Origin of the sequence: Flavobacterium araucananum (assembly GCF_002222055.1) — a bacterium.
In the GTDB taxonomy this organism is placed as follows: Bacteria; Bacteroidota; Bacteroidia; order Flavobacteriales; family Flavobacteriaceae; genus Flavobacterium; species Flavobacterium araucananum.
On the sequence record NZ_MUGS01000076.1, the window covers coordinates 1 to 22314 of the forward strand.

Annotated in this window: 16 protein-coding genes and 1 tRNA gene; 7 read left to right on the top strand and 10 right to left on the bottom strand. The window is 32.3% G+C overall.

Going from position 1 to position 22314, the window contains the following annotated elements; genetic code table 11:
• The first annotated feature begins 322 nt into the window (after nucleotides 1-322).
• Together B0A64_RS23350 and B0A64_RS23355 are read left to right on the top strand one after the other, a co-directional pair.
• The gene (locus tag B0A64_RS23350; RefSeq protein ID WP_089481870.1) at nucleotides 323-3415 is read left to right on the top strand and encodes a DUF6493 family protein; all 3093 of its coding nucleotides are present in this window, start codon (nucleotides 323-325) and stop codon (nucleotides 3413-3415) included.
• Between the two features lie 6 nt (nucleotides 3416-3421).
• Nucleotides 3422-4750 (top strand): SWIM zinc finger family protein, encoded by a 1329-nt coding sequence (locus B0A64_RS23355; RefSeq protein ID WP_089481871.1) that lies wholly within the window; start codon nucleotides 3422-3424, stop codon nucleotides 4748-4750.
• Between the two features lie 81 nt (nucleotides 4751-4831).
• On the opposite strand, the gene B0A64_RS23360 is transcribed toward B0A64_RS23355, so the two are convergent.
• From B0A64_RS23360 to B0A64_RS23370, 3 genes are read right to left on the bottom strand one after another with little or no spacing between them, the layout of a single operon-like run.
• Entirely contained in the window at nucleotides 4832-6301 is a 1470-nt protein-coding gene (locus B0A64_RS23360; RefSeq protein ID WP_089481872.1) for a tyrosinase family protein, read from the bottom strand.
• Between the two features lie 40 nt (nucleotides 6302-6341).
• Complete coding sequence (locus B0A64_RS23365) at nucleotides 6342-6770, bottom strand: hypothetical protein (RefSeq protein ID WP_089481873.1); 429 nt, start codon at nucleotides 6768-6770, stop codon at nucleotides 6342-6344.
• 17 nt (nucleotides 6771-6787) lie between these two features.
• Nucleotides 6788-7729 (bottom strand): multicopper oxidase domain-containing protein, encoded by a 942-nt coding sequence (locus tag B0A64_RS23370; protein ID WP_244285480.1) that lies wholly within the window; start codon nucleotides 7727-7729, stop codon nucleotides 6788-6790.
• Nucleotides 7730-8022: 293 nt separating this feature from the next.
• Here B0A64_RS23370 and tssD point away from each other — a divergent pair, with 293 nt between their 5' ends.
• The 4 genes from tssD (at nucleotide 8023) to B0A64_RS23390 (ending at nucleotide 11264) form a co-directional block, all read left to right on the top strand.
• Nucleotides 8023-9300, top strand: coding sequence for a type VI secretion system tube protein TssD (gene tssD, locus B0A64_RS23375; RefSeq protein WP_089481874.1), 1278 nt, complete (start codon nucleotides 8023-8025; stop codon nucleotides 9298-9300).
• Between the two features lie 2 nt (nucleotides 9301-9302).
• Nucleotides 9303-9857 carry a hypothetical protein gene (locus B0A64_RS23380; protein ID WP_089481875.1) on the top strand — a complete coding sequence of 185 codons (555 nt, stop codon included), beginning with the start codon at nucleotides 9303-9305 and terminating at the stop codon, nucleotides 9855-9857.
• Nucleotides 9858-9950: 93 nt separating this feature from the next.
• Nucleotides 9951-10463 (top strand): hypothetical protein, encoded by a 513-nt coding sequence (locus tag B0A64_RS23385; RefSeq protein ID WP_123875953.1) that lies wholly within the window; start codon nucleotides 9951-9953, stop codon nucleotides 10461-10463.
• 78 nt (nucleotides 10464-10541) lie between these two features.
• Entirely contained in the window at nucleotides 10542-11264 is a 723-nt protein-coding gene (locus B0A64_RS23390) for a hypothetical protein (RefSeq protein WP_123875954.1), read from the top strand.
• A 45-nt stretch (nucleotides 11265-11309) separates the two neighbouring features.
• Here B0A64_RS23390 and B0A64_RS23395 read toward each other — a convergent pair whose 3' ends face one another.
• Nucleotides 11310-11651, bottom strand: coding sequence for a hypothetical protein (locus B0A64_RS23395; protein ID WP_089481878.1), 342 nt, complete (start codon nucleotides 11649-11651; stop codon nucleotides 11310-11312).
• Between the two features lie 212 nt (nucleotides 11652-11863).
• Here B0A64_RS23395 and B0A64_RS23400 point away from each other — a divergent pair, with 212 nt between their 5' ends.
• Nucleotides 11864-12259 carry a helix-turn-helix domain-containing protein gene (locus B0A64_RS23400; RefSeq protein ID WP_089481879.1) on the top strand — a complete coding sequence of 132 codons (396 nt, stop codon included), beginning with the start codon at nucleotides 11864-11866 and terminating at the stop codon, nucleotides 12257-12259.
• 91 nt (nucleotides 12260-12350) lie between these two features.
• On the opposite strand, the gene B0A64_RS23405 is transcribed toward B0A64_RS23400, so the two are convergent.
• The 6 genes from B0A64_RS23405 to B0A64_RS25315 form a co-directional block, all read right to left on the bottom strand.
• Complete coding sequence (locus tag B0A64_RS23405; RefSeq protein WP_089481880.1) at nucleotides 12351-14195, bottom strand: phosphotransferase; 1845 nt, start codon at nucleotides 14193-14195, stop codon at nucleotides 12351-12353.
• Nucleotides 14185-16074 carry a structural maintenance of chromosomes family protein gene (locus tag B0A64_RS23410; RefSeq protein WP_089481881.1) on the bottom strand — a complete coding sequence of 630 codons (1890 nt, stop codon included), beginning with the start codon at nucleotides 16072-16074 and terminating at the stop codon, nucleotides 14185-14187. Before B0A64_RS23410 ends, B0A64_RS23405 begins: the two co-directional genes overlap by 11 nt.
• Before the next feature lie 385 nt (nucleotides 16075-16459).
• A complete protein-coding gene (locus B0A64_RS23415) occupies nucleotides 16460-17257 on the bottom strand; it encodes a TatD family hydrolase (RefSeq protein WP_089481882.1) in 798 nt (265 codons plus the stop codon).
• 338 nt (nucleotides 17258-17595) lie between these two features.
• Nucleotides 17596-19017: an RtcB family protein gene (locus B0A64_RS23420; protein WP_089481883.1), complete on the bottom strand. Its 1422-nt coding sequence runs from the start codon at nucleotides 19015-19017 to the stop codon at nucleotides 17596-17598.
• A 226-nt stretch (nucleotides 19018-19243) separates the two neighbouring features.
• Nucleotides 19244-21484 carry a hypothetical protein gene (locus B0A64_RS23425; protein WP_089481884.1) on the bottom strand — a complete coding sequence of 747 codons (2241 nt, stop codon included), beginning with the start codon at nucleotides 21482-21484 and terminating at the stop codon, nucleotides 19244-19246.
• A 250-nt stretch (nucleotides 21485-21734) separates the two neighbouring features.
• A tRNA-OTHER gene (locus tag B0A64_RS25315) sits at nucleotides 21735-21850 on the bottom strand.
• Between the last annotated feature and the right edge of the window lie 464 nt (nucleotides 21851-22314).

The following is a 22314-nucleotide window of genomic DNA, read 5'->3' on the forward strand; positions in this document are numbered from 1 at the left end:
TGTAATTACAATTTACACTTCAATTCATTAATATACATATAGCGTCCAGAACCATTAGCCGGAACAAATCCCGCTAAACGATCACTAAATTCTATTGCCGACAGGCTGATATATATATTTTTTATTTCCATTTGAATAACAAATGTACGTGTTTTTCTAAATATATTTTAACATTTCTATGTAATTAATTTTGAAATATTTATAAAAAAAGAAACAATTTTAACCAAAATTTTCATTTAAAAAAACTTCTAAACCTTAATAATTTTATATTTTCGAGAATATTCGCACTCTTTATTTTATCAATTCAGCCCTTAAAAATACCATGAAAAAATACCTAAAATACATAGATGGAAATTCAGATAAATTTTGGCAAATTGAAGTTGCAGGTTTACAATACACTGTAACTTATGGCAAAAACGGAACTTCCGGAACCTCTCAAACCAAAGCTTTTTCCAGTGAGGAAGAATGCCTGAAAACAGCAGAAAAAATACTAGCCGAAAAAGTAAAAAAAGGATACTCTGAAACTGGTGATGTTACGGTAGCTTCAAAACCAAAAACAGCTAAAAGTTCTATTACTGATGAAGTTCTGGAAGAATACGATAGTATTGTCCAGTCCAAAAATATAGATTTATTATTGCCTTTTTTACAAGAAAAATCAAAAGGGAATATCGAAGCTTTAAAAAAACATATCAAGAAAAATAAGCGTTATTTTATGACGTATACGGATTTGACAAAAGATCCGGGTTATGTAAAAAAAGGCAAACATGATTATGGCTGGGGAACCCGTGGCGATAAAAAACAAAGCGATATTATTACCCTGAGCGCCATTGCATTATTTGATAAAACCGATATTAATTCCTGGGATGAAGCCTTAAGTTTATTGAACGAAATAGACGAAAAAAAACAAATTACAGAGGTTTTATTATGGGCAAAACCCAACTGGATTGATTTTTTTATTTTAGATAAAGTAAAAAGACAAGACTGGGTAGGTTTTAATTATCATATACTGCGCAAGCTCGAAAAGCATGGTTTACTACAATTTAACCCTGAATTGTATGCATTGACTCTTGCAGCAACCAATGAGTGGCGTGCAAAGATCAGTACTAGAAAATTCATCACTAATTCTTTGAGTGACAAACTAACGTATGAAAGAGATATTCCGGAATTGTTTAATTATGAAACGATTCTGCACAATAGTTCTTTTAGAGACAATGATGCCCAAAAACATGATGAATACCTTACTTGGGGAATTATTTATAAGTCGTTATTAGAAGAAAAGAAGATGGATCGTAATTTCTTTATCGAAAATGCAATCCTGATCCAGACGAAAGAATGGAACAATAATCTGAAATCTTTTTTTAGAAAAAGAATCGAAGAATTTAATGTCACCGCTGATGAGCTGATTGTTTATCAGGAAAATATATTTTCGTATTTACACCATGCATATCCGCCAATAACGAGTTATGGAATTGAGCTGATTAAGAAAATATACGATCATCCAAAATTTAAAACCAAATCATTTCTCGAGTGGCTTGAACCTTTAATGATGCGCAGCGATTGCAAAGCGGCCATTAAAAATGTTTTGCCTGTTTTAGAGAAATTGACCAAGTCGAATCCAAAACTAAACACCACAATAGCTTTTATTATTGCTGATGTTTATGTAATTGCAGATCTCGCTTTGCAGGAACGTGCTACAAAAATTATAACCAAAATTGCAAACGTAAAAGATAAAGTTCTTAAGGAAAAATTATCTTCGTATGTCACGCTAATGCAAGGAAACATCAAATCCGGACTAACACAATTTTTAGATCAAGATGTCTTGACTATTGATGATAGTGCATTAGAACAATATAGCTTTAATCCGCAAAAAGAGTTATTGCTTATTGAAGAAGTTCAATTGCCAAAGGATTGGAACGATGTTGTTTTTCAGTTTGGAAGTTTTATTAACTCAGAAGAAGTCCTGGATGCAGAAATTCTGTTGAATATTTATATCTCGCAAAGAGATTTGTTTCCATCTGATTATACTGCTCAATTGCAACCTTATGAAAAACAATTGCAAAAATTGTATTTTGAGAGTGTTCATAAAAATTTTATAAAGGCATTTTTACAGTCTAAAATAGCAAACATCGATAGCAAATTTAACAACAAAGTCACTCACTATTCTAAAATCAATACCCTGACGTTGATAAAACCTTTACTTGAAAAAGTACAGGAAAAAATAGATACTAATTCTACTTTGCCGCTTCTCTCCTTCCCTAGCCACAAACCATATTGGGTGTCTCCAAAAGTTTTGCTGGAACGAGTTATTGCCTACCAAAAGACGAATGAAGAAATTGATTCTGTCGATTTAGCGATTGCAATTGCCCGTATGCCGAGAGAAAATGTAGCAAGCGCTATTCCGTTACTGGATAAAATCGAAGGCGAACTAAAACAATTATTATCATTTTGTCTGGGTGTAAATGAAAAAGTAGAATTAGATGATACGTCCCTATTTTCGAAACTATTGGCAACAATGGGCAAAACGACCAAAGAAACCGGAAATTTATCGCTTTGGGCAGTTGCGGCGCGTACTTTTTATCCAAACCAAACTTTTGCTGAATTCGAAAATACGTACTTAAAAGACATTCCGTTTGTAGTTGCTCCGTTTAAACCAGAGGTTAAGTTTAAGGAAAAATGGAATGAGTGGACCAATTACCAAACCAAAAAAACAGAGCGAACACCATCATGGTACGAGCTTAACCTGGCGCTACCGCCTTATGCCAAAATTCCAAATTACTTACTGTACAGTCAGGATATTTACAACAGAACAAACAGCTGGGATTATAGCATCAATTATGCCGGAAACACCTATTACTGGCACAGTCTTACGCCTCAAAACTCAGATGCTCTGGCATTGACCTTATTGCAAAATTGTGGTGTGGCAGATGGTTCAAAACCGGAGTTAAAAGGTTTTCTGGACGTAATTAATCAACCTGAGTTTCAATTCTCGGATATTAGTTTACTGTTATATGCGTGCTGTTTCTTTCAGGAAAAGAAAGACATCCGTTTAATATCATCTGAAGTTTTAATCAACTTAATCGACAAACAAGCGATCGATGTTGAACTATTTGCTCAAAAAATAGCTTATCTGACAGCTGAAAAATATGGTGTGTTTTTAAGATTGACAGATGGATTAATTGCTCTTAAAGACATTTCGGCATTGCATAATAGTGCTTTATTGAAGCTGCTGAATTCATTTTTTGAAAATCTGGATTTAAAAGAAAAATTACCAACGAACTTCAAGAAAATAATAGAAAACTATGTTGATATTTTGACAAAAACCAATGAGAAACCATCGGCAAAAGCAATTGTTTTCTTTGAGCAATGGAAAGATAATGCGTCGCTTAAAGCATTGATTAAGCAAATTTTAAAATAAAGAAAAATGACAGATCTCGAATATAATTACAAAGGAATTTCGACCTACAGTAAAGCAAAAGGCATTAATAATCTGGTTTTGGCACATCAAACTGAAATTGAAGAAGTCAATAATATCCCGTGTTTTTTCTGGGGAAGCTTAACGGATCCTTATGTTACGGCAAAATGCTGGAGTACAATTGCAAAAGTAGTCCGGTCCAGTTTTGGTCCTGTTCCGCCTAGTCTTCGTGATCCTATTGTATCTGCCGGATCAGAAAGATTGCGTTTTGAAGGATTCTCATCCTGCAACGGTGTTTATGTACGACTGGATATGAAACCCACAGCGATCGATGGAGAATTTATCGCCAACGGAACTACCAATGTCGATTTTAATGACCCGATGCTGAATGCCTTAAATGCCATTCAGAAAAACGAAAAAGTAACCCTTGCCGTTGGTCAGCAAGACGTTCAGGTCATTACCACCAAAGCAAAAGTTACAGAAAAAAAAGTAACCTTGCCCATGCGCTGGATCAAAGGTTTGACAAGCGTACAATTGTATCTGGCAGACATGGATATTAAGTTTGAACTGAATAAGATCCAAACCATTCAGTTGTTTCAAAGCTTGCCAAAAGGAACTGTAAAAGGTGATTTTTTTATTACCAAAAGAGCCGGAAAGTTTATGTTTTCGGCTTTGGCAACAGCCGATAGTGTCAGGATTGGCGGTGTGCAACGTCTTAGATTATTAGAAGGAATTCTGGCGATTGTAGAAAAAATTTACATCTACGAATCAGCAGATCAACAAACTTGCGCCATCGTAGCCGAATTTGGAAAAATGCAACTTTTAATGGCTTTTTCTCCTGATTCGTACCGAGGATTTTCTGGCGAGGGAAATGTGCTGGAAACCATGACCGAAAACTTGCCTATAGAATGGGTTTACGGTTTAAACAGCTTACTAAAATCGAATGAAACTTTTGATCCAACGATGCTTTCTATCGAAAATGATATCGATTTTGGCACCATGGATAATCTGACTTCGAATCTCTCATCGATGGGATTATTGGGTTATGACTTAAGCGAAAAAGCACATTTTTACAGACGTCTTCCTTTTAAAACCGAACGTATTTTATCGCTAAACCCAAGGCTTAAAAATGCCAAGAAACTAATTGATAACGAAGATATCGAGATCGTCGAGCGAAAAGCCAATTATATCGAAGCCAAAGTAAAAGGCTCAGGCGTTTTGCACAAAGTAATTATTGATAACAATTTGCAACGATGCACGTGCGATTGGTTTACGGCTTATCAAGGCAAAAGAGGAATTTGCAAGCATATTTTGGCAGTAAAAATGACGGTTTCTTAACTGAATTAAATTTTATATGTAACAAAATCGCCCTGATATCAGGGCGATTTTTATTTTTTGAGGATAAATCTTGTTTCCGGATTAGTTTACTTTTGACACACTAATTTTTTCCAGCGTTACTTTGGCATCTCCCCCTCCGGTCTTTTTTATAATGATCTCAAAATCATTAGCAGATTTCGATAAATCATCTGAAATATAATAGGAGAAATTAAGTTTTATTCCGTTTTCGGCTTTATCATGATTGTCTTCGATTCCATGATCATGAGCAACACCAAAGAAAGTCATTACCCCAACATATTGATCTTTTTTTCCGGGATAATGAAGATAAACGGTATAATAATCTTGTGGCTCTTTGTAAACCACTACATCTAAATTTAAAACTATCAGAGAATTTTGTTCACTTGTAAAAGCTTTATTCGTGCTTTGTGCCAGTTTGGTGGTTACTTTGTGCGCAAAAGCAGTATTATCAAGTGTTTTTCCTATTTTTTGCTCCCAAATGACTTTCTCTTTTAAATCCTGAAGCGGAACTTCTATTTTTGATTTTAAGTCATTAGCTGCCAAAACCGGAGTTTTAGATCCATAAAGCAAATTATCATATTTATAATCTAAATTGAATACAATGTTATACACTTCCTCCATTGTATAGGTAACACGGTCTCCATTTGGAGCGATAAACTCATAAGGCCAGGGATTGGCTTTTAGTTCCTCCAGTGAAGGACGTTTGCCATATATTGAAGCATCCCAGGATTCCCAAATACGATCAACCATACTATGATGCAGCCAAAAAATAGGATCAAATCCTGCCGAATTTACATTTGCCATCAAACCAGACATTTGACTTTGATATATTTGATTATAGTAAGATTCTGGTGGGCTGGCATATCCTCCGCCTATCAAATTGTGCATAAAACCATGAGGGGCGCCTTCTAGTTTTTTACTAAATCCGTAAGCTCCTGCAAAACTAGGGTTTGTTCTTAATTCGTTAAGCGCCAATTGAATTGACTGAACCTGACCTGGCAACATTGGTTTTCCATCGTTTAGAATACTGTATCTGGCAGCTTCATACAAAGAACTGGATTTGTCCCTGGTTTCTTTTGCCATAGTATTATCAGCAACTTCTGTGCTTCCATAATTCCAATACGGCAAAGCAAAATCTTTCTTTCCGGATAATTCGCGAACAATTTTTTCTAAATACCAAGTATACAATCTATGCCATAACAAAAAATTTAAATTTGCATTTTGTGTGCCATTATGCGTACAATCTGCCCAGGCCCAAAGTTTGTCACTACTGTTTTGATACTTTGGGCAAAGTACATTTGTTCCGTTTATTTGAGTTGGAATGTTATGTATTGCTCCCTGATAATACCAGGCAAGGCCATTCTCGCAGCCCATTGCACGCATTTTTTTAAAAGCAACATTCATTGCCTGAAGATCCGCTTGTCCCTCGGCAGTATTTACATTATGCCGTACAAATGTCACGTTGTTTTTACTTTGACCATAGAATAGACCTGTAGTAAAAATAATAAGGAATAAAATAGTAATTTTTTTCATTTTGTTTGTTTTTGGGTGAGTATTAAATTATTTATTGCCCTTACAGTACATCGACTTCAAAGGTTAAAATCTTCGCATAATCAGGATTTGCTTTATCGTAAATCTTAAATTTCACTATGCCATTCCCTATTTTGTTGGCCGGGATTACATGAATGGCGATAAATCCCTGCTGATCTGCATTTAGTTTATTAAAAGCGGATCCCTTTGGAATCCCAATTTGGCAAGCTCCGTGCTGGCACATCGAACAATCCCACTCTTTTGGAAATGTATTCGATACTGTTTCCCAAACCAGATAGATGGGTTTATTCGAAATGTTTTCGACTTTGATTTTAGAGATGTCCAATCGTTTATTCTTTTTCAGACTTTCTTTGTTTGTTGCGTTCCCAACTACAGAAAAAGTGGGTTTATTTTGCGCAAATGAATACGAAAATGATAAAAGAATCAGGAGATAAAAAAGTATTGTTTTCATGGTTATTGATTTAATTATTAATAAAATATGGGGATATTAGCGTTGTAACGTACTTTTTTTGAAACAGGATCTATATAGCGATACCGGATCAATTCTTTCTCGGTTACGTTTTCTAAAAAAGCAAGTACTTCAAGGCATTCACCCGGCTGCAACTGTATTTTATATCCCGTAGAAAATGCTGTTACAGAAGTATCGTTTCCTGAGATCAACTGAAGTTTGGTATGGGATGGAAACTCAATTTCATGAAGGTACAATCCGGCATTTACCAAACGCAAAAAGACTGTTTCTTTTTTATCCCTGAGCAATTGCAAACCTTTGATTTTTGGAGCTGTTTCTCCGTTAATCATAAAATAATCCGGTTTATATTCCGGAAGAATTATTGCTTTATTGGTATGGTCATATTCTGTACCCATAATAGCATCTGTATGCCATTTGGTATCTATTTCATAACTACACCACAGTTTTTCGATAAAGGGCTTTGCGGCCAGAGAATCATTTTCTTTAGGGCGTATAATAATGATCCCGAACATTCCTGCCTGAAGATTAAAAGGATAATTTTCAGGACTATAATAAAGATAGGTTCCTGTTTTTTTTGCCATAAAAGAATAAAACCCATGCTCCATATGATGAACCGGTTCTTTTTTCTTCATTACTTGCTTTTCTTTATCGCGTTGCAAAAATTCGATTTGCTTAGCATACAAAGAGACCGGATTTCCCTGAGAGATATTCCAGAAATCGATATTCAGGCTATCTCCTTCTTTTAGATCAAGATAAGATCCCGGTAAGGTAACTTGTCCGGAAAGCGAATTGGTAAAACCAAAAGTCCTGATCTTCAATGTACTTGTAAGCGCCAATTTGCCGGTGGTTCTGCCAATAATGAGCCTTTCGTTCTGAGCAAACAAAAATGTGCTTACAAGCAAAAAATAATATAACGATATGATTTTATTGCACTTTTTCATTTCTAAACCCTAATTAATTCACTATCAGATATTTGATTACACAAATCAAAATTAGAATTAATTGAAATTAAAAAACACCGTATAAATACCTGATTCTGTAGTAAAAATCTTTATTTAAAATTGAGTGCAATTAATCAATTGTGACTTGTACCAAAGTGTTCAACCTTTTCTATTGAAGTTACTATGAGGTCGATTAATTGCCTTATTCTGTTAGTTTAATAACTTTTTGTGACTCACGTCTTATAATCCTAATTATAAATTTATGGCAATGCGATAATGTAAAAATCAAGATTATGACATCAGCCAGACTATTTATTTTAGGAGAAGAACGGGATTTATTATGGACAAACATGAATTATAAGAGACAAGTAGATGCATTTGGGGCGCCAAGTACTTATATCGAGGGCGGTTTGATAACTTTAAGTTTTGTATCGCAGGAAAATGATTATGCTTTATGGCATAACCTCCTAAAAGGTGTACATCAGGAAACCGACAGGATGGAAAAAGGCGAAATACATTTTTATGGCTCAGGAGATCAAGATATCCCAATAAGAAAGTATAAATTTAGTGATGCTTATATTGTGTTTTTTTCAGAAACATTTGATGCTTTTGGATCTGGAAGCCTGCAAACTGTTTTAACGCTTTCGCCTGCAATCCAGAATTATGGTCTCACCAAAGATTTTGTAAAGTATTGGCAAGTATCCTGGATTAAGCCAACTGAACCCGTTTATTACAGACCTGCACAAGAAGAAGAAGATCGTATTATATACATCAACGGACATTTCTATAATAAAGACGGTACTTTTGAAGGTAAAGTTAATGAGACTGATTACGAAGGAAGTATAAACGACGTATATGTTTGCGACGGAAAATCTACTCAAAAAGATAAAAACGGAAATGATTTTGTAACTTACAATAATACCAAATTATTGAAAGAAAATGATGTGAATGTAAGTCATGAAAAGTTTATAAATTTAGCCTCCATAGCCTATGGAGAATGCTCATTAGAGTATAACGTAGAGGTTAAATTAGAATTATTTGCAATAGCATACGTAAATTATAAACATCCAAAAAATGTAGCCTATGGAAAAGACAGTGCAGGTGCAGTATCTTTTAGAAAAAAAGAAAATGAAAAAAGAAATGGTACTGTAATGCAAACTGCAATTGCTGCTGTTATTAATGCTTTAACGGATGGTCAGGACTATAGCAATGGTGCTGATTCTTGGGATGGTGTTGATGTATTGACAGGAAGATTTGATGCTAAATGGAAGCAAGAAAATCATTTTAGACTAAGAGTACACGGTAAAAGAAAGGGAATAACGGATCCGGATAATTTATCACCAATATTTTATGACACCACAAAAAAAGCATTAGAGGATAAAATTAAAAATCTCAATACAAGTGAATCATTAAAAAAAGATTATAAAAACAAACTGGATAATTTAAAAAATCTAATAATTTATAAAGAAGAATATGAAGTTGTAAACAAAAAAGACAAACTGAAATATACACCCTGTTTTGAAATACTAGCAACACATGCAGCAAGTATTTTTTATAAAGAACTTAAATAATTATGAAAAAATATTATATAATATATCTGTTTTTTATTTTGAGTAATCTATTTGCTCAAAATAAAAAATATGACACAATAATTTTTAGAAATATAAAAATTGATAAACACGAATTATATTTTAAATACGAAAACTTCGAAAATTTAGAACGTCTTTATGGAAAATTAAAAAAAAATAGTAAACCAGAAAAGATTCCTTTAAATATTGGTTTAAAAGTTACCAATTCATTTTCAAATGATGGAGTATCTTTATTAATCGACAAAAACAAAGTGTTTATTGATTATTTGAATTTTGAACTTTCTAAAAAAGTAGTAATAATCAATTATAAAAAGAGAAATATTATACTATCTAATGATTTTAGATTGTCTCAATTTAAAAAGGTTTTTAAAAAATCCTATAAAAATGTTTCGGGATTACCAGTTATTCCGTTTGAAAGAGCAGCTTTTATATCTGCACTTATAATAAATAAAAAAAAGATAGCATATGTTAGTTTTACGTTTTATGATGGCAAACTAATCTCATTTTTTATATCTGATGATAAACCGGAAAACTTTTGAATAGTATGAAGTAGTAAGACGTTGTTAGAGAGTTTAAAATCAACTGGGTTTAAATCCGGTACATTGTTCTGAACAACATTAAAAATTTAGAAATTGCAACTGGAAATTATGGACAATAGATATAAAAAAAATATTCAATTTATAGTTTTAATTATTACTCTTTTAAAATTTACTATTTCTATTTCTCAAAATAAAGATTTTCTTTTATTTGATATGATTCCCAAGGATAGTTTCATTTCAAATTCACCTGAGGGTAGTATTAATCAAAATAATTATACGTGTATTACATGTAATTTTCAAATTGAATACATTAGAAGCCAAAAGCTTACTAATTACAAAGATTCATTTCTAATACATAATAAAGTATTTAAAATTAACGAATTATTAAATGATCAGGAAATTGAGTTTTACAAAGTAATGTATCTAAATAAAAAATATTTATTTGTTTCTTCGCCTGATTTTGGATCATCTAAAGTTTCATATCTTTTTAAGCACTACTATTTGTTTGAACTCGATAACCAGAATATGGTAATTCAATTTAAAAAATTAACTGTTAGTAAACTCAACAAAAAAAAGGCTTTTTTAAACCTATGCTCTACTAAATAATTAATTGGACAAGTTTCTTATATACAACGATATTTTGGAAAGACGTTAATTATATTCAACCAACTAAAAAATAATAGAATGAAGACACTATTTTTAATTATTTTTTACTTTATACTCATAAGCTGTAACTCACAAAACAATAATGTTATAGTTACAATTAATAGTAAAGGAACTTACTATTTCAATAAAGAAAAACTTATGGCTGTAACTTCATCAAAAAATGATTCTGTTTCCTTTAAATATAGAGATACCTTATTGATAAAGGTAGAGAAATATAAATCTCATAAATTAATAAGTGAAGCTGATTTTATCTATGATTCAAATAATAAGATATCAGACGATTATACTTTTTCGGAAGATTATTATAATTACTATGAAAAAATTTATACAAGAATCCCATACGAAAATAAGTATAAATTACTTGATCGAGATTTTGTCTATATAGATGCCGTTTTAGATGAAGTTCAAGATTGGAAAAAATATTCTACTAATAACAAGAAAACAAAAACATTTGAATTCAAGTTAAATAAAAATGTTAGAATGTTAAATGCTAAATTTTCTCCTTTTATATATGGTACTATAATAAAGAATTTAAAATTATATGTTGTAGATAATTTTTTAGTCGAAATTGATGCTACCCTTATTGAAGAACCAAATGGTGAAACTCTCTTTTATAAAAAATATTATCAATATGATAAAGTAGGTAGATTAAGTTCATCAAAAACTGTAAATATTCTTTCAGGGGAGTTAGAAGATCAAGACAAAATTGAATATAGAGAATGGTTTGGTTTTTCAAGATAGAATAAGATTAAAATCAGAAATTTTATCAAGCACAAAAAACTTCAATCATTCATCAATACGATGAGAATCTGCAAGAAGCAAGTCATTAATTTCGCCTAACATTTCAAGTTCCTTCATAGGAAACATCTCGAGTACGGTTTCCAGAATAAGACCCAGATTAATTCTCGAACAGTCGCCCGTTTCCGGAACTTTATGAGCATCGTGATCCAGCGCCAAAATGCACAATTTTATCATATTGTTCATGACACAGCCAAGCTCATAATAAGTTAGTGACTTAATTTGAGCCGTACAAACCGCTGTTTTGTATTTAGCAGGATTTACGGGGTTGAAATATTTGGTGTTTAATTTTTTAAGCTTCTCCAGAATTTTAATTTCATTTGTATTCATGACCCTGTTTTTTTAAATTGTATATTGTAATCGCTTTAAAACTTCTATTTTTTTAATTCATTATTATACGAAAAATAGTACTTTTACGTAATAAGCCGCAAGTAAGCAACATACTATACGGTAACGAACTACTAAGAATAGTAAAATACAAATACGGATTTGTATTTTACAAAAACAGAAAGTTTTTAAAGAATTTTAAATACCTTTGAATTATGAGTACAGCAACAAAACCAAAACATATTGGCAGAAACATTAGCCGAACCAGAGAACTTCGTGGTATGAAACAAGAGATTCTTGCGGAAGCTATTGGCGTAAGTCAGCAATCTGTTTCTAATATTGAAGGAAGCGAAAATGTTGATGAAGAAAAATTAAATACTATTGCCGAAGTTTTAGGAGTTTCAGTAGAAGCAATTAAGAATTATATTGATGAAACGGTTCTCAATAATATTCAAAATAATTATGAGGGAGCGGTTATCAATAGCGGACCAACTGTGAATCACAATTGCAATTTCAATCCTCTTGATAAAGTTGTGGAACTTTATGAACGTTTGGTTCTGGCTGAAAAAGAAAAGGTTGAATATTTAGAGAAGTTTATGAAATTGAAATAATATTCTTGAAAACGAGAATTTCTTCTATATAAAATGCGCAATGAAAATTGCGCATTTTTTTTGTTTTAAAAAATATGAATTAGATAATCATTTATAAATTTAATTTACCAACAATAAATTCTCCTAAAATTTTTGCAGAATGATAAGCATAAAGTTGATTCATATTAGGATATCTAATTTGTCTTATTGTCATGAAATATAAAGAAATATAATATTCAAGATTGCTATCAACTTGTCCAGATAAATCTCTAACAGAATTATGTCTAATCGAATTAATCATTGATAAAAAATCGATAACCTGTTTTCTTTTAGTACTTGCAAAATTATAAGTCAAATCAAAACTCCTTTCAGATAATAATTCATTTTCAATTTCTATTAATTCATCACTTTCCAAATAAAAAGGGAAATGTTTAAATTTTAAAGAACATTCTAGGGATGTATAGTCTAAAATTGAGTGCCTTCTATTTGTAAATCCAAAATCAATTAAGTAGATATTCTTTTCATCATCAATAAAAAAGTTATCAGTATGTAAATCTCCATGACATACTGTTTCTTTATATGTAATTTCATAGTCAGAAATTTTATTAAAATTATCTAATATATCTTTACATTTTTTTTCATCATCCAATATATATATTAATGAATTTTCAATCTTATCTTTATTGACAAAATCTAAATATAAGTTGCCAACTTTACTGCTTTTTATTTCATTATAATCTTCTCTCCATTTATTAAACGCATCATTTTCACTAAATAACTTTGTTATAATTTCTTTTTTATCTTCAATTTGGTTGTATGGTGTTTCACTTTTTTTTAATATTTCATCAAATGAATAGGAAGCTTTACTATTTTCAGATATAGCATAATTGTAAAGTATTCCTTCATAATGCAAGGTTTTCTCATATGTTGCGTCTGTATAACTTAAAAATCCTTTCCTCCCTTTGATAAATTCACTAAAATTATCTTTTTCTTCCTTTATTTTACCATCACTTATATATCCATATTTAATTATATAAATTTTATCATTATCGAAATTATTAGTTTTTTTAGGACGAATCTCTAATACTTTTGAACCACTAAATCCACCACTTAAAATTTTATAAAAAATTAATGGTGATTTAAAATCTGCACACAACTTTTTAATAATTTTTTCCTCTTCAAAGTTTATCTTTCCATTAGAAATAAAAGTTGATAGTACTACATCAATTTCATTAATAAAATCATCTTTACGATTAGTATTTTCACATAAAAGAATGTCCTGTTTATTGGTAATTGAATGATAATAAAACTCTTCAAATCTATCTATGAATTTAGCAATACTGTTCTTTAGATTTTTTAGACCTTCCTTATTATTCATCTTAGACATAAGCAGAAAAACACACAGATAATTTTTATCAGAATCTAAATTCATTCCTACTGCAGAATCAAATTCAATAAATTCGCGCTCATATCGTCCAAATTGATTATGAACTCTTGCTTTTAATGGAATCACATGATAATTGTTTTCATAAAAAAAAACTAGTTTATATCCCAAATCTCTTGAATTTATAAGTTCAGTAATAAAATATCCCTTGTAATTAACAAAATAATCTTTCAATTCAATTTTTACTTTCTCGAATAAATCCTTAAATAAGGTTTTCGATTGATTTACTTCTATTTCTTCTGTTTCTAATTCTTCTGCAATTATTTCATCTTTTTCTTCGTCTGTAATAATAGAAAAATCATTTAGATCTATATTACTTTCATAGCCGCTGTTAAAGCCTTCCTCTAGAAATTCTCTAACAAAAGTGTGAAATTTATTTTTCTCATTATCTGGTATTGTTCTTAATTCAAACGAAATTTGTTCAGCTTTTGATGTATTTACTGAATTACTAGAAAAAGCTTCTGCTTTTAATGAATTCAATACTTCTAACTTATTGGATTCACTATAGCTCATAATTTATATTATATTTTTCTTTTCTAGTTTTAAATGCTTTTTCTCCTCCCTCTAAAATTTTTAAAATATCTTCTTTTACTTGATCTACATTACCTTCTTTTAACTTTTTAGATTTCTTATTTTCATAATTTAAAAATAAATTATACTCAGAATCTGATAGTACCGGAATATTTGGGTTATGAGTAATAAATATTAATTGTCTATTTTCCTTTTGTTCCTTTATAATGTTATGAATTTTTTCACTTATATATTTATTATCTAAATTGTCTTCTGGCTGATCTATAATCAGTGGATTCTCTGAAACAGCAAATATTATAGGTAAAACAGTTGTACATCTTTGCCCCATTGATAATTCGTCTGAATTTTTATAATTTTCTCTTTGTGTGTCGCCTTCAATTTTTAATTTAAAATCTGGTAAATCATCACAATAAGTACTTTCAATTTTATAAATATCATCTGTGTCATATAATGCATTAATTAAAGCATTAGATCTAAATTCATCAATTCCAGAAATAAGTTTTAAACTTTCGACATCTTTGTCTTGTATTATTTTTGCAAACTGATCAGGTTTAAATGCTTCAACGATTTTACCAACTAATTCATTATATTTCAAACCTGAACCTCTTAATGCATTTCTCAACCTTTCTTCAAACTCATTAACTATGCCTGAAAATTTTAAAGTAATTTTCACATCGCCATCTAGAATTGTATTTATTTCCTGTATAGCTGTTAATCTTAATGAAAAGATGTTATTTTTTATTGTATTAAACTTATCAATCATAAATTTTCGTTCATCTATAAACCTCTTTCTCTTTAATTCTCTTTCTCCTACTTCTAATTCTAATGTTTCTCTCTCTTTCAATCTTGTAGTTAAAAGATTATATTTATTAAAATAGTCTCTATTTTTATCAAATTTTTGTTTTAAAGTTACAAACTCAGCTTGTTGAACTTCATGAGTACTAACAATTTCTAGATAGTTCGAATTCAATAGTTGTGAATTTAATTTTAACAAATGATCTATCTCTTTTAGTTTATCGAAAACTAATTTATTATTAGACTGAATTGTTTGGATATGTTTAAATATTAGTCCCTTATTAAAAAAATTATCACTATTCAAAATCGTACTTTCAAAATTTTCTTCTAAATCATCTTTAAATAAAATTATCTGATTTTGAAGGTCATTGTAAAGTGATGAAGCTCTAACAAAAAATCTTTTCTCATCAGTTCTTTTTTTCTCATTAATATCTGCATTTTCAAATTCTAGTTTTTCCTCAGGCTTAATATCTATTGGCTCACTTTTTTTAAATTCTTTTAATTCTTCCTCAATGTTATCATATTGTAGTAAAGAATCCTTTATCTGATTAATTCTAAAGTTTGAAGTTTTTATATCTTGCGCGTTTGCATCTAAATCAATTTGCGCCTTTTGTATTAGATTTAAGTATTCATACAAGTCCGTTTTAATTTTTTTATCTATTAAACTAAGTCTATCTATAGCCGATCTGCCAATCTCTTCAATCTGATTTGTTTCATAAAAATCACATTCAATTTCATTAAAAATTCTAACTATTGATATATAATCTTGATTCGGTAGTTTATAAGGTTGAGGCTCTTCATTAAATGTTTTTACAACTCTAAATAAAGAACCATCTTCAGATTCAATTTCTATAATAATTTCCCCTATTCCTAAATTACTTTTTAGAATATCATTTATCTTCCCTTTTTGCGAGTCTATGGTTAATGCTGATTTTAAAAAATAAAGTATACTAGACTTTCCCGTACCGCGACCTCCCATAATACAATTCATTTTTTCACTAAAATGAATTTTTACATTCTCGAAAAAAGGAGAATTTTTTATCTCAATTGATTTTATATTTTTCATAATATTATTTTATAATTTATTTTTAATTTGTCATCTAAAAAAAACAAAACTCCTTACTCATCTTCTCATCTGTTTTCAGCTTATTATGATTATCCTAATTAATTTTTACCTTTTTAGCAAAAAACATTTATTAAAAAACTTCTTTTGAAACAAAGACTTCTTTATTAACTTACTATTACGAAAAAATAATTTACTCCAAAAATGCGTTAAATTTAAATATCATTTTTACGGTTTTCCTTAATCAACATAATTTTAAAATATTTGTTTGTCCTCAAATATAAATAAACAAAAAGCCTTTAAACCCAGTACAAACACCTGAACTTAAAAGCCTACAAATAAAATCTCTAATAATACCTAACCCGTTTCTAAAACCTGTTAGGAAACACTATATCCCAAAAAATGCCTTAGCATTCTTAGTCGTTTCCTCCACAACCAAAATCCCCGAAATTCCTTTAAACTGCGCCACAGTTGCTGCAACAAAAGGCAGAAAAGCAGGTTCGCAACGGCGTTCGTGATATTTCTTCAAGAGGTTGTTCGGGACATTTTTAGGAAGCATAAACGGCGCATCGGTTTCGATCATCATTCGGTCGAGCGGTACGTACTGAATCACTTCTTTTAAATGGTCGAAACGTTTACTGTCGGATATTGCTCCGGTAAAACCAAGGTAGAATCCGTTGTCGAGATAGGTTTTGGCTTCTTGCAAGCTTCCCGTAAAACAATGCACGACAGCTTTTGGCAATTGTGGCAAATAATCTTTTGTAATGTCCATAAACCTTGCAAAAGCAGCTCTCTCATGCAGGAACAAAGGTTTCCTGACTTCGATCGCCAGTTCTAGTTGGGCTTTGTAACAGGTTTCCTGTACGTTTCTGGGCGAAAAGTCGCGATCAAAATCGAGCCCACACTCGCCTACTGAAACAACTTGTTTCTGTTTTAATAAATTTCGAAGTTTTGCAATACTTTGCGCATCAAAACTTTTCGCATCATGCGGATGAATCCCCGCTGTAGCGTATAATATTCCCTGATATTCTTTTGCTATTACAGCCGAAGCTTCGCTATTTTTTACGCTTGTTCCCGTGAGTATCATTTGCGATACATCAGCATCCAAAGCGTTTTGTACAACATCGTCTATGTCGTTTTGGAATTGTTTATTGGTTAAATTAATTCCGATATCTATGTAATTCATATTTTTTGTTTTTTGCCACGAAGGCAGTAAGACACAAAGTTTTTTTATTCTTTGTGTTGGTTATTATTTTATTAATCTCGCAAAGGCGCAGAGTCGCAAAGTTTTTTAAGCGTAATATTTGTCATTTCGACGTAAGGAGAAATCTTCGCGAGAAACTCTACAAAGATTGGACTCACATTGCGGAGCTACTTGTGGAGATTTCTCCTGCGTCGAAATGACAAAAAATGAGGAAACGTTGTGTTAGATGCACTGCTGTGCGCCTCTACAGTGAAAACTGTCACTGCGACTGATCACTTAAAACACGCCTCTACACTGAAAACCGCGACTGAGACTGAACACTAGTCCTCACGACTCCCATCATCAGCCATTCTCACCAATTTAGGCGTAAACTTTGCTACAACATCAACCAAATCTTGTTGCGCTTCCATAACCTGATTGATATCTTTGTATGCCATTGGCGCTTCGTCCAGACCAGCACCAATAAGTGTTACACCATGATGTGTTAAGATCGATTGCATCTCGGTTTTGGTGATGTTTTTTATGGCTTGAGTTCGGCTCATTTGTCTTCCTGCTCCATGCGAAGCCGAGTTTATAGCGTTCTCCTCCCCTTTTCCTCTCACCAAAAATCCCGGTGCCGTCATACTTCCCGGAATGATCCCCATAACGCCTTTTCCAGCAGGAGTTGCTCCTTTTCTATGCACGATAACTTCTTCGCCGTTCCAGATTTCTTTCCAGGCAAAATTATGATGGTTTTCGACTTTGGCTAAAATTGTCGCGCCCAAAGCACGTTCCATTTTGTTATGGATAATTTCATGACAAGCAGAGGCGTAATCTCCCGCAAGATTCATCGCCATCCAGTATTCTTGTCCCAGTTGCGAGTTCATATCCAGATAGGCTAAATTCTTAGCCACATCAGGAAGTTTACAAACATCTTTTGCCATTTGGGTATAATGTCCGGCAATGGTTGCGCCCATCCCTCGTGAACCGGAATGCGTTAACAAAGCGACATATTTACCTTTTGGGATATTCAAAACCACATCGTCTTTTGCAAATTCCATGATTCCAAATTCGACAAAGTGATTTCCACCACCCGAAGAACCCAATTGCGACCAGGCTTTATCTTTCAGATTCTTCACAAACGGAGTCATATTAAAAGCATCGTTTTCCAGAACCGCATGATCTGATTTGTATTGCCCCTGAAAACCATGACCTGCTCCAAAAATCGAATTGGCAATTAGTTCTTTTTTGAATTTGGCTTCGTTTTCAAAGTAAAAATCTTCTGCAATATCATAAACCGACAATGCCATCCGGCAACCAATATCAACGCCAACACCATACGGAATAATGGCGTTTTTTGTGGCTAAAACTCCACCAATTGGCAAACCGTAACCTTGATGTGCATCCGGCATTAAAGCTCCTGCAACAGTAACCGGTAATTTCATCGCTACTTCCATCTGTTTTCTGGCCCCATCCTCGATACCTTCTAATCCGTAAGCCGAATAAGCATTTGGGTTTTGATTTAAAGCAATAAAATCTTCCAGTTTTTCGTTCGCTTTTTCGATCAAAGCCACTGCTAGTTTGCTAAAAATAGCATCGTCTATATAATTTTCAGGTGCTTCAAGAACATTTTTGAAGTTGGTAATCATTTCATCACGCTTTAACCCGTGTCTTTTACTGTTTATTTTTAAGGCAATCCCGATAGTTTTTCCTTCAGGAAATCCTAATTCTATTATATCTGTACCGTTTATTTGTGTTTTCATAATTTTTATTGTTAAGAGACAAAGTTGCAGAGGTTCATAGGTGCAAAGGTTATTTACTACTGTGCAGTTATTTTGCGTAGATTTTTGTTTCACGCAGATTTAAAAAGATCTTGGCAGATGAGCGCAGATTATTAAAAAAAATCATTTTAAATCTGCCCAAATCTGTAAAATCTGCGTGAAACATTAAACCTTTGTCCCTTTGCCCCTCAAAACCTTTGAGCCTCTTTTAATCTATTAATAATTGCGTAACTGCCGCAGCATTTATCGCCCATTTTGTATCGTAAACCTCATCGGCATTTTGATCTTCGATAATTATTAAACCTTGCGCTTCTGCTTTAAGTTGTAACAAACTACCAATATTCAATTTGCTGCTTAGTTTTGCCAATAATGCCTGAACTCCTATAAAATCCAAACCTGCTACAATCTGACCTCCAAAAGTCATCTCTAACCAAACGATTTCTCTTTTGGTTACATCAAGAACTCCAAAAACCAAACCCTTGGTAACATTTTGCGTCACACGAACCTGATGATCTACACATGACGGATCGTAGGCAACTCCGGTTTTTTCCGAGATTTTCATTGGGTGTTTACTGTTCATCCAACCCACAACAAGATTTGGCGTGATGCTTCCGTTGCTGTAAGCATTGCAGGTAAAGGTTACAAATTTGGCGTTGGCTTTTGCCAAATCGTCAATGTTGATGTTGATATATTCAGCAGTTCCAACTTTACTCGGAATACTTCTGATATCACCACTATGTTTACAACCAATTGTTTCTAATCGGCTAAAAGAACAGATATCTGCTCTATCTTCATAGGCAATATGGCAGCTTAAATCCATATCCAGATGTTGCGCCGGCAAATCCTTACCCCATTGCATAAACAATCGCACTTCGTTACCATCAATCGGGAAACGAGTTCCCATTAAAGCAACCGGCAAATCCTGAACGGTCTCGCTTCTATCACCAATCGAAACTGGCATATTAAACAATTGCGGATCGATATAAATCGTTTTGTTCGGGTTTGCAATAGCAGCAAATCTTTTTTTCATGGCTAAAAGACACAACGCTTCGATTTGATTTTTCATCGCCTCTAATTGTTCTTCATCATACAAATTCAATAAAGCATTTGGCGCAATTCGTTTGTTGGTTCCACCCAAAGGTTTCACGCTTCTTTGCATGTTTTTATCAAAATAATTTTGAGCATACATGTTTAAAGTAAAAACTAATCTTGCCGGAACTTTATCGATAATTTCTGTAAAATGCGCCACCGTTTCGTCTGCTCCAAACCACAACATATTCGAGAATAAGGAACGTGCAAACAATCCGGGACGTTGTTTTAATAAGGCGAATGTTTTATCGGCATCAAATTTTAATCTCGACGTGTTTACTTTACTTTGCCAAATATCATAAACCTCGTTGTAAAATACATCCATTAAAAAGGCCAATTTCTCAAATCCTTTTCTTTTGCTGTATTCTGCCAAACGCAATGCTCTTATGAAACGAATCCACATTCCTCTTTTCGGGTGCATGATTTCGCATATTGTTTCTACATCCATATCCAGATTATTGAACCAGTTTGCCACCATTAAACACTCTTTTCTGGAGTATTTAAGTTTTAAATCTTTTTGAGATGCAATTTGTGCCTGCACACCTGTATCTAAAATATGGTATAAATGCTGTGCATTTTTTGCTGTTCTCCTGATAATTGTTTTTGGCTCGATAATTTGCAATAATCCAGTGTTTTTGAACCATAAATACCTTAAAATATCTGTTGGTGATTTAAAATACTGAGACGCATTTTCGGCTTGACCACCTTCTATCAGAACATCGATCACCAACATCAAGGTTTCTTTTATTGCGATCTCCGTTTTTGGCAAAGGCAAGTATTTTAAGGCTGTTTTTAAACTATCTACTTGCGTAGCGTCCAAAGCTGTTTTGGATTGCAATAAAGATTTGTAGAAATCATTTAAATCTTTTTCTGTCCACAATTCAAGCATTTTCAATTTACTTCCTTGTCCGAATTTTTCGATTTTACCAAATTCAAACGGAGTTCCGCAAAACGGGCAACCGTTGTATCTTTCTAAAGGAAAAGTATGCATTGGGATAATATGTCCGCATTGCAAAGTTGTTCCGTTATTTGTTTTAAAAACGTTTGCGAAAAAAGTTGCAACATGATCCAAAACAGATTCTCCTGTTGAAATATTCCATTCTTTGACCAATGGTGTCCAGTTTTTATCTGTTCCTAAAACTTCTTTTAAGACCTCTAAAACTTGTACTTTATAATTTGGGTTTACATTATTTAAAGCGTGTAATAACGATTCGGAAAACGTAAATCCAAGTTTTGAAACATTGGCTACTAAAACCGATGTTGTTCCTGATAAATTTTTGATATCATTCGCAATCATTTCTGATGGAATGAAAATTGCATTTTGACGCAAACTGATTTTTAATAATTCTTGTGTTTTCATTTTTTTTAAATTTTTAAAATTTAGATAATTGTGTTTCTGATTTCTACCTAAAAGAGTTTTGAAGTAAGAAACACTTGACCTGAAATTAGAGTGTAATTAATTAGCTGATTCAAATTGGAAGTTTGTGGGTTTCCCCGAGAAGTAAGCTAATTTTGACCCTCTTTTTTTATTAATGATGATTTTAAAACTTGTTTGGATTCGAACCGGGATTAGCCGTGTTCTGAAGTAAGTTTTAATTGACCCTTAATAGTGAAGCAGATGGGATTCGAACCCACGACCCGGACATTAAAAGTGTACGAAGTAAGTTTTGATTGACCTAAAAAAATAATTTCAAAACTACCTGCTCTACCGCTGAGCTACTGCCTCAATATAAATTTGAGTAAAAAGGTAATGGTGTAAGTATATCTCTTAATGGTTTTGAAGTAACTTAAACTTGACCTGTTAAACTCTTTTTTTTTTATTTCAATGAACTTGTTTTATTTCCTGAACAAAGATTTCGAATGTACTGAGCATTTATTCTGCGCAGTAAAAAAAGAATCTTATTTTTTTGTGACCCTGATGAGATTCGAACTCATATTCCCTCTCGGGCATTGCGGCTCTAAATACGCTTCCCTACTTTCCCTAACGATTTTGGTGCTTCTATAAATTCTACCCATTAGTCCGCTCGGGTCTAACCGGAATATCCGCAAACTCTATAGTCAGTAATTTTTCTATAGGCTTTTCCTTTTAAGCTACAAGGTCTTTCGTTTTGACATTACAAAGATTTCAAAACTACTACGCAATTATTTTGCGCAGTAAAAAAAGAATTTTATATTTGAGTAAATATTGAT

Excerpts from the sequence above, each read along its gene's own strand:
- B0A64_RS23410 (WP_089481881.1), bottom strand. The coding sequence starts at position 16,074 with ATGAAAAATATAAAATCAATTGAGATAAAAAATTCTCCTTTTTTCGAG.
- B0A64_RS23360 (WP_089481872.1), bottom strand. The coding sequence starts at position 6,301 with ATGAAAAAAATTACTATTTTATTCCTTATTATTTTTACTACAGGTCTA.
- B0A64_RS23365 (WP_089481873.1), bottom strand. The coding sequence starts at position 6,770 with ATGAAAACAATACTTTTTTATCTCCTGATTCTTTTATCATTTTCGTAT.
- B0A64_RS23405 (WP_089481880.1), bottom strand. The coding sequence starts at position 14,195 with ATGAGCTATAGTGAATCCAATAAGTTAGAAGTATTGAATTCATTAAAA.
- tssD (WP_089481874.1), top strand. The coding sequence starts at position 8,023 with ATGACATCAGCCAGACTATTTATTTTAGGAGAAGAACGGGATTTATTA.
- B0A64_RS23355 (WP_089481871.1), top strand. The coding sequence starts at position 3,422 with ATGACAGATCTCGAATATAATTACAAAGGAATTTCGACCTACAGTAAA.
- B0A64_RS23380 (WP_089481875.1), top strand. The coding sequence starts at position 9,303 with ATGAAAAAATATTATATAATATATCTGTTTTTTATTTTGAGTAATCTA.
- B0A64_RS23390 (WP_123875954.1), top strand. The coding sequence starts at position 10,542 with ATGAAGACACTATTTTTAATTATTTTTTACTTTATACTCATAAGCTGT.
- B0A64_RS23395 (WP_089481878.1), bottom strand. The coding sequence starts at position 11,651 with ATGAATACAAATGAAATTAAAATTCTGGAGAAGCTTAAAAAATTAAAC.
- B0A64_RS23425 (WP_089481884.1), bottom strand. The coding sequence starts at position 21,484 with ATGAAAACACAAGAATTATTAAAAATCAGTTTGCGTCAAAATGCAATT.
- B0A64_RS23420 (WP_089481883.1), bottom strand. The coding sequence starts at position 19,017 with ATGAAAACACAAATAAACGGTACAGATATAATAGAATTAGGATTTCCT.
- B0A64_RS23415 (WP_089481882.1), bottom strand. The coding sequence starts at position 17,257 with ATGAATTACATAGATATCGGAATTAATTTAACCAATAAACAATTCCAA.
- B0A64_RS23350 (WP_089481870.1), top strand. The coding sequence starts at position 323 with ATGAAAAAATACCTAAAATACATAGATGGAAATTCAGATAAATTTTGG.
- B0A64_RS23370 (WP_244285480.1), bottom strand. The coding sequence starts at position 7,729 with ATGAAAAAGTGCAATAAAATCATATCGTTATATTATTTTTTGCTTGTA.
- B0A64_RS23400 (WP_089481879.1), top strand. The coding sequence starts at position 11,864 with ATGAGTACAGCAACAAAACCAAAACATATTGGCAGAAACATTAGCCGA.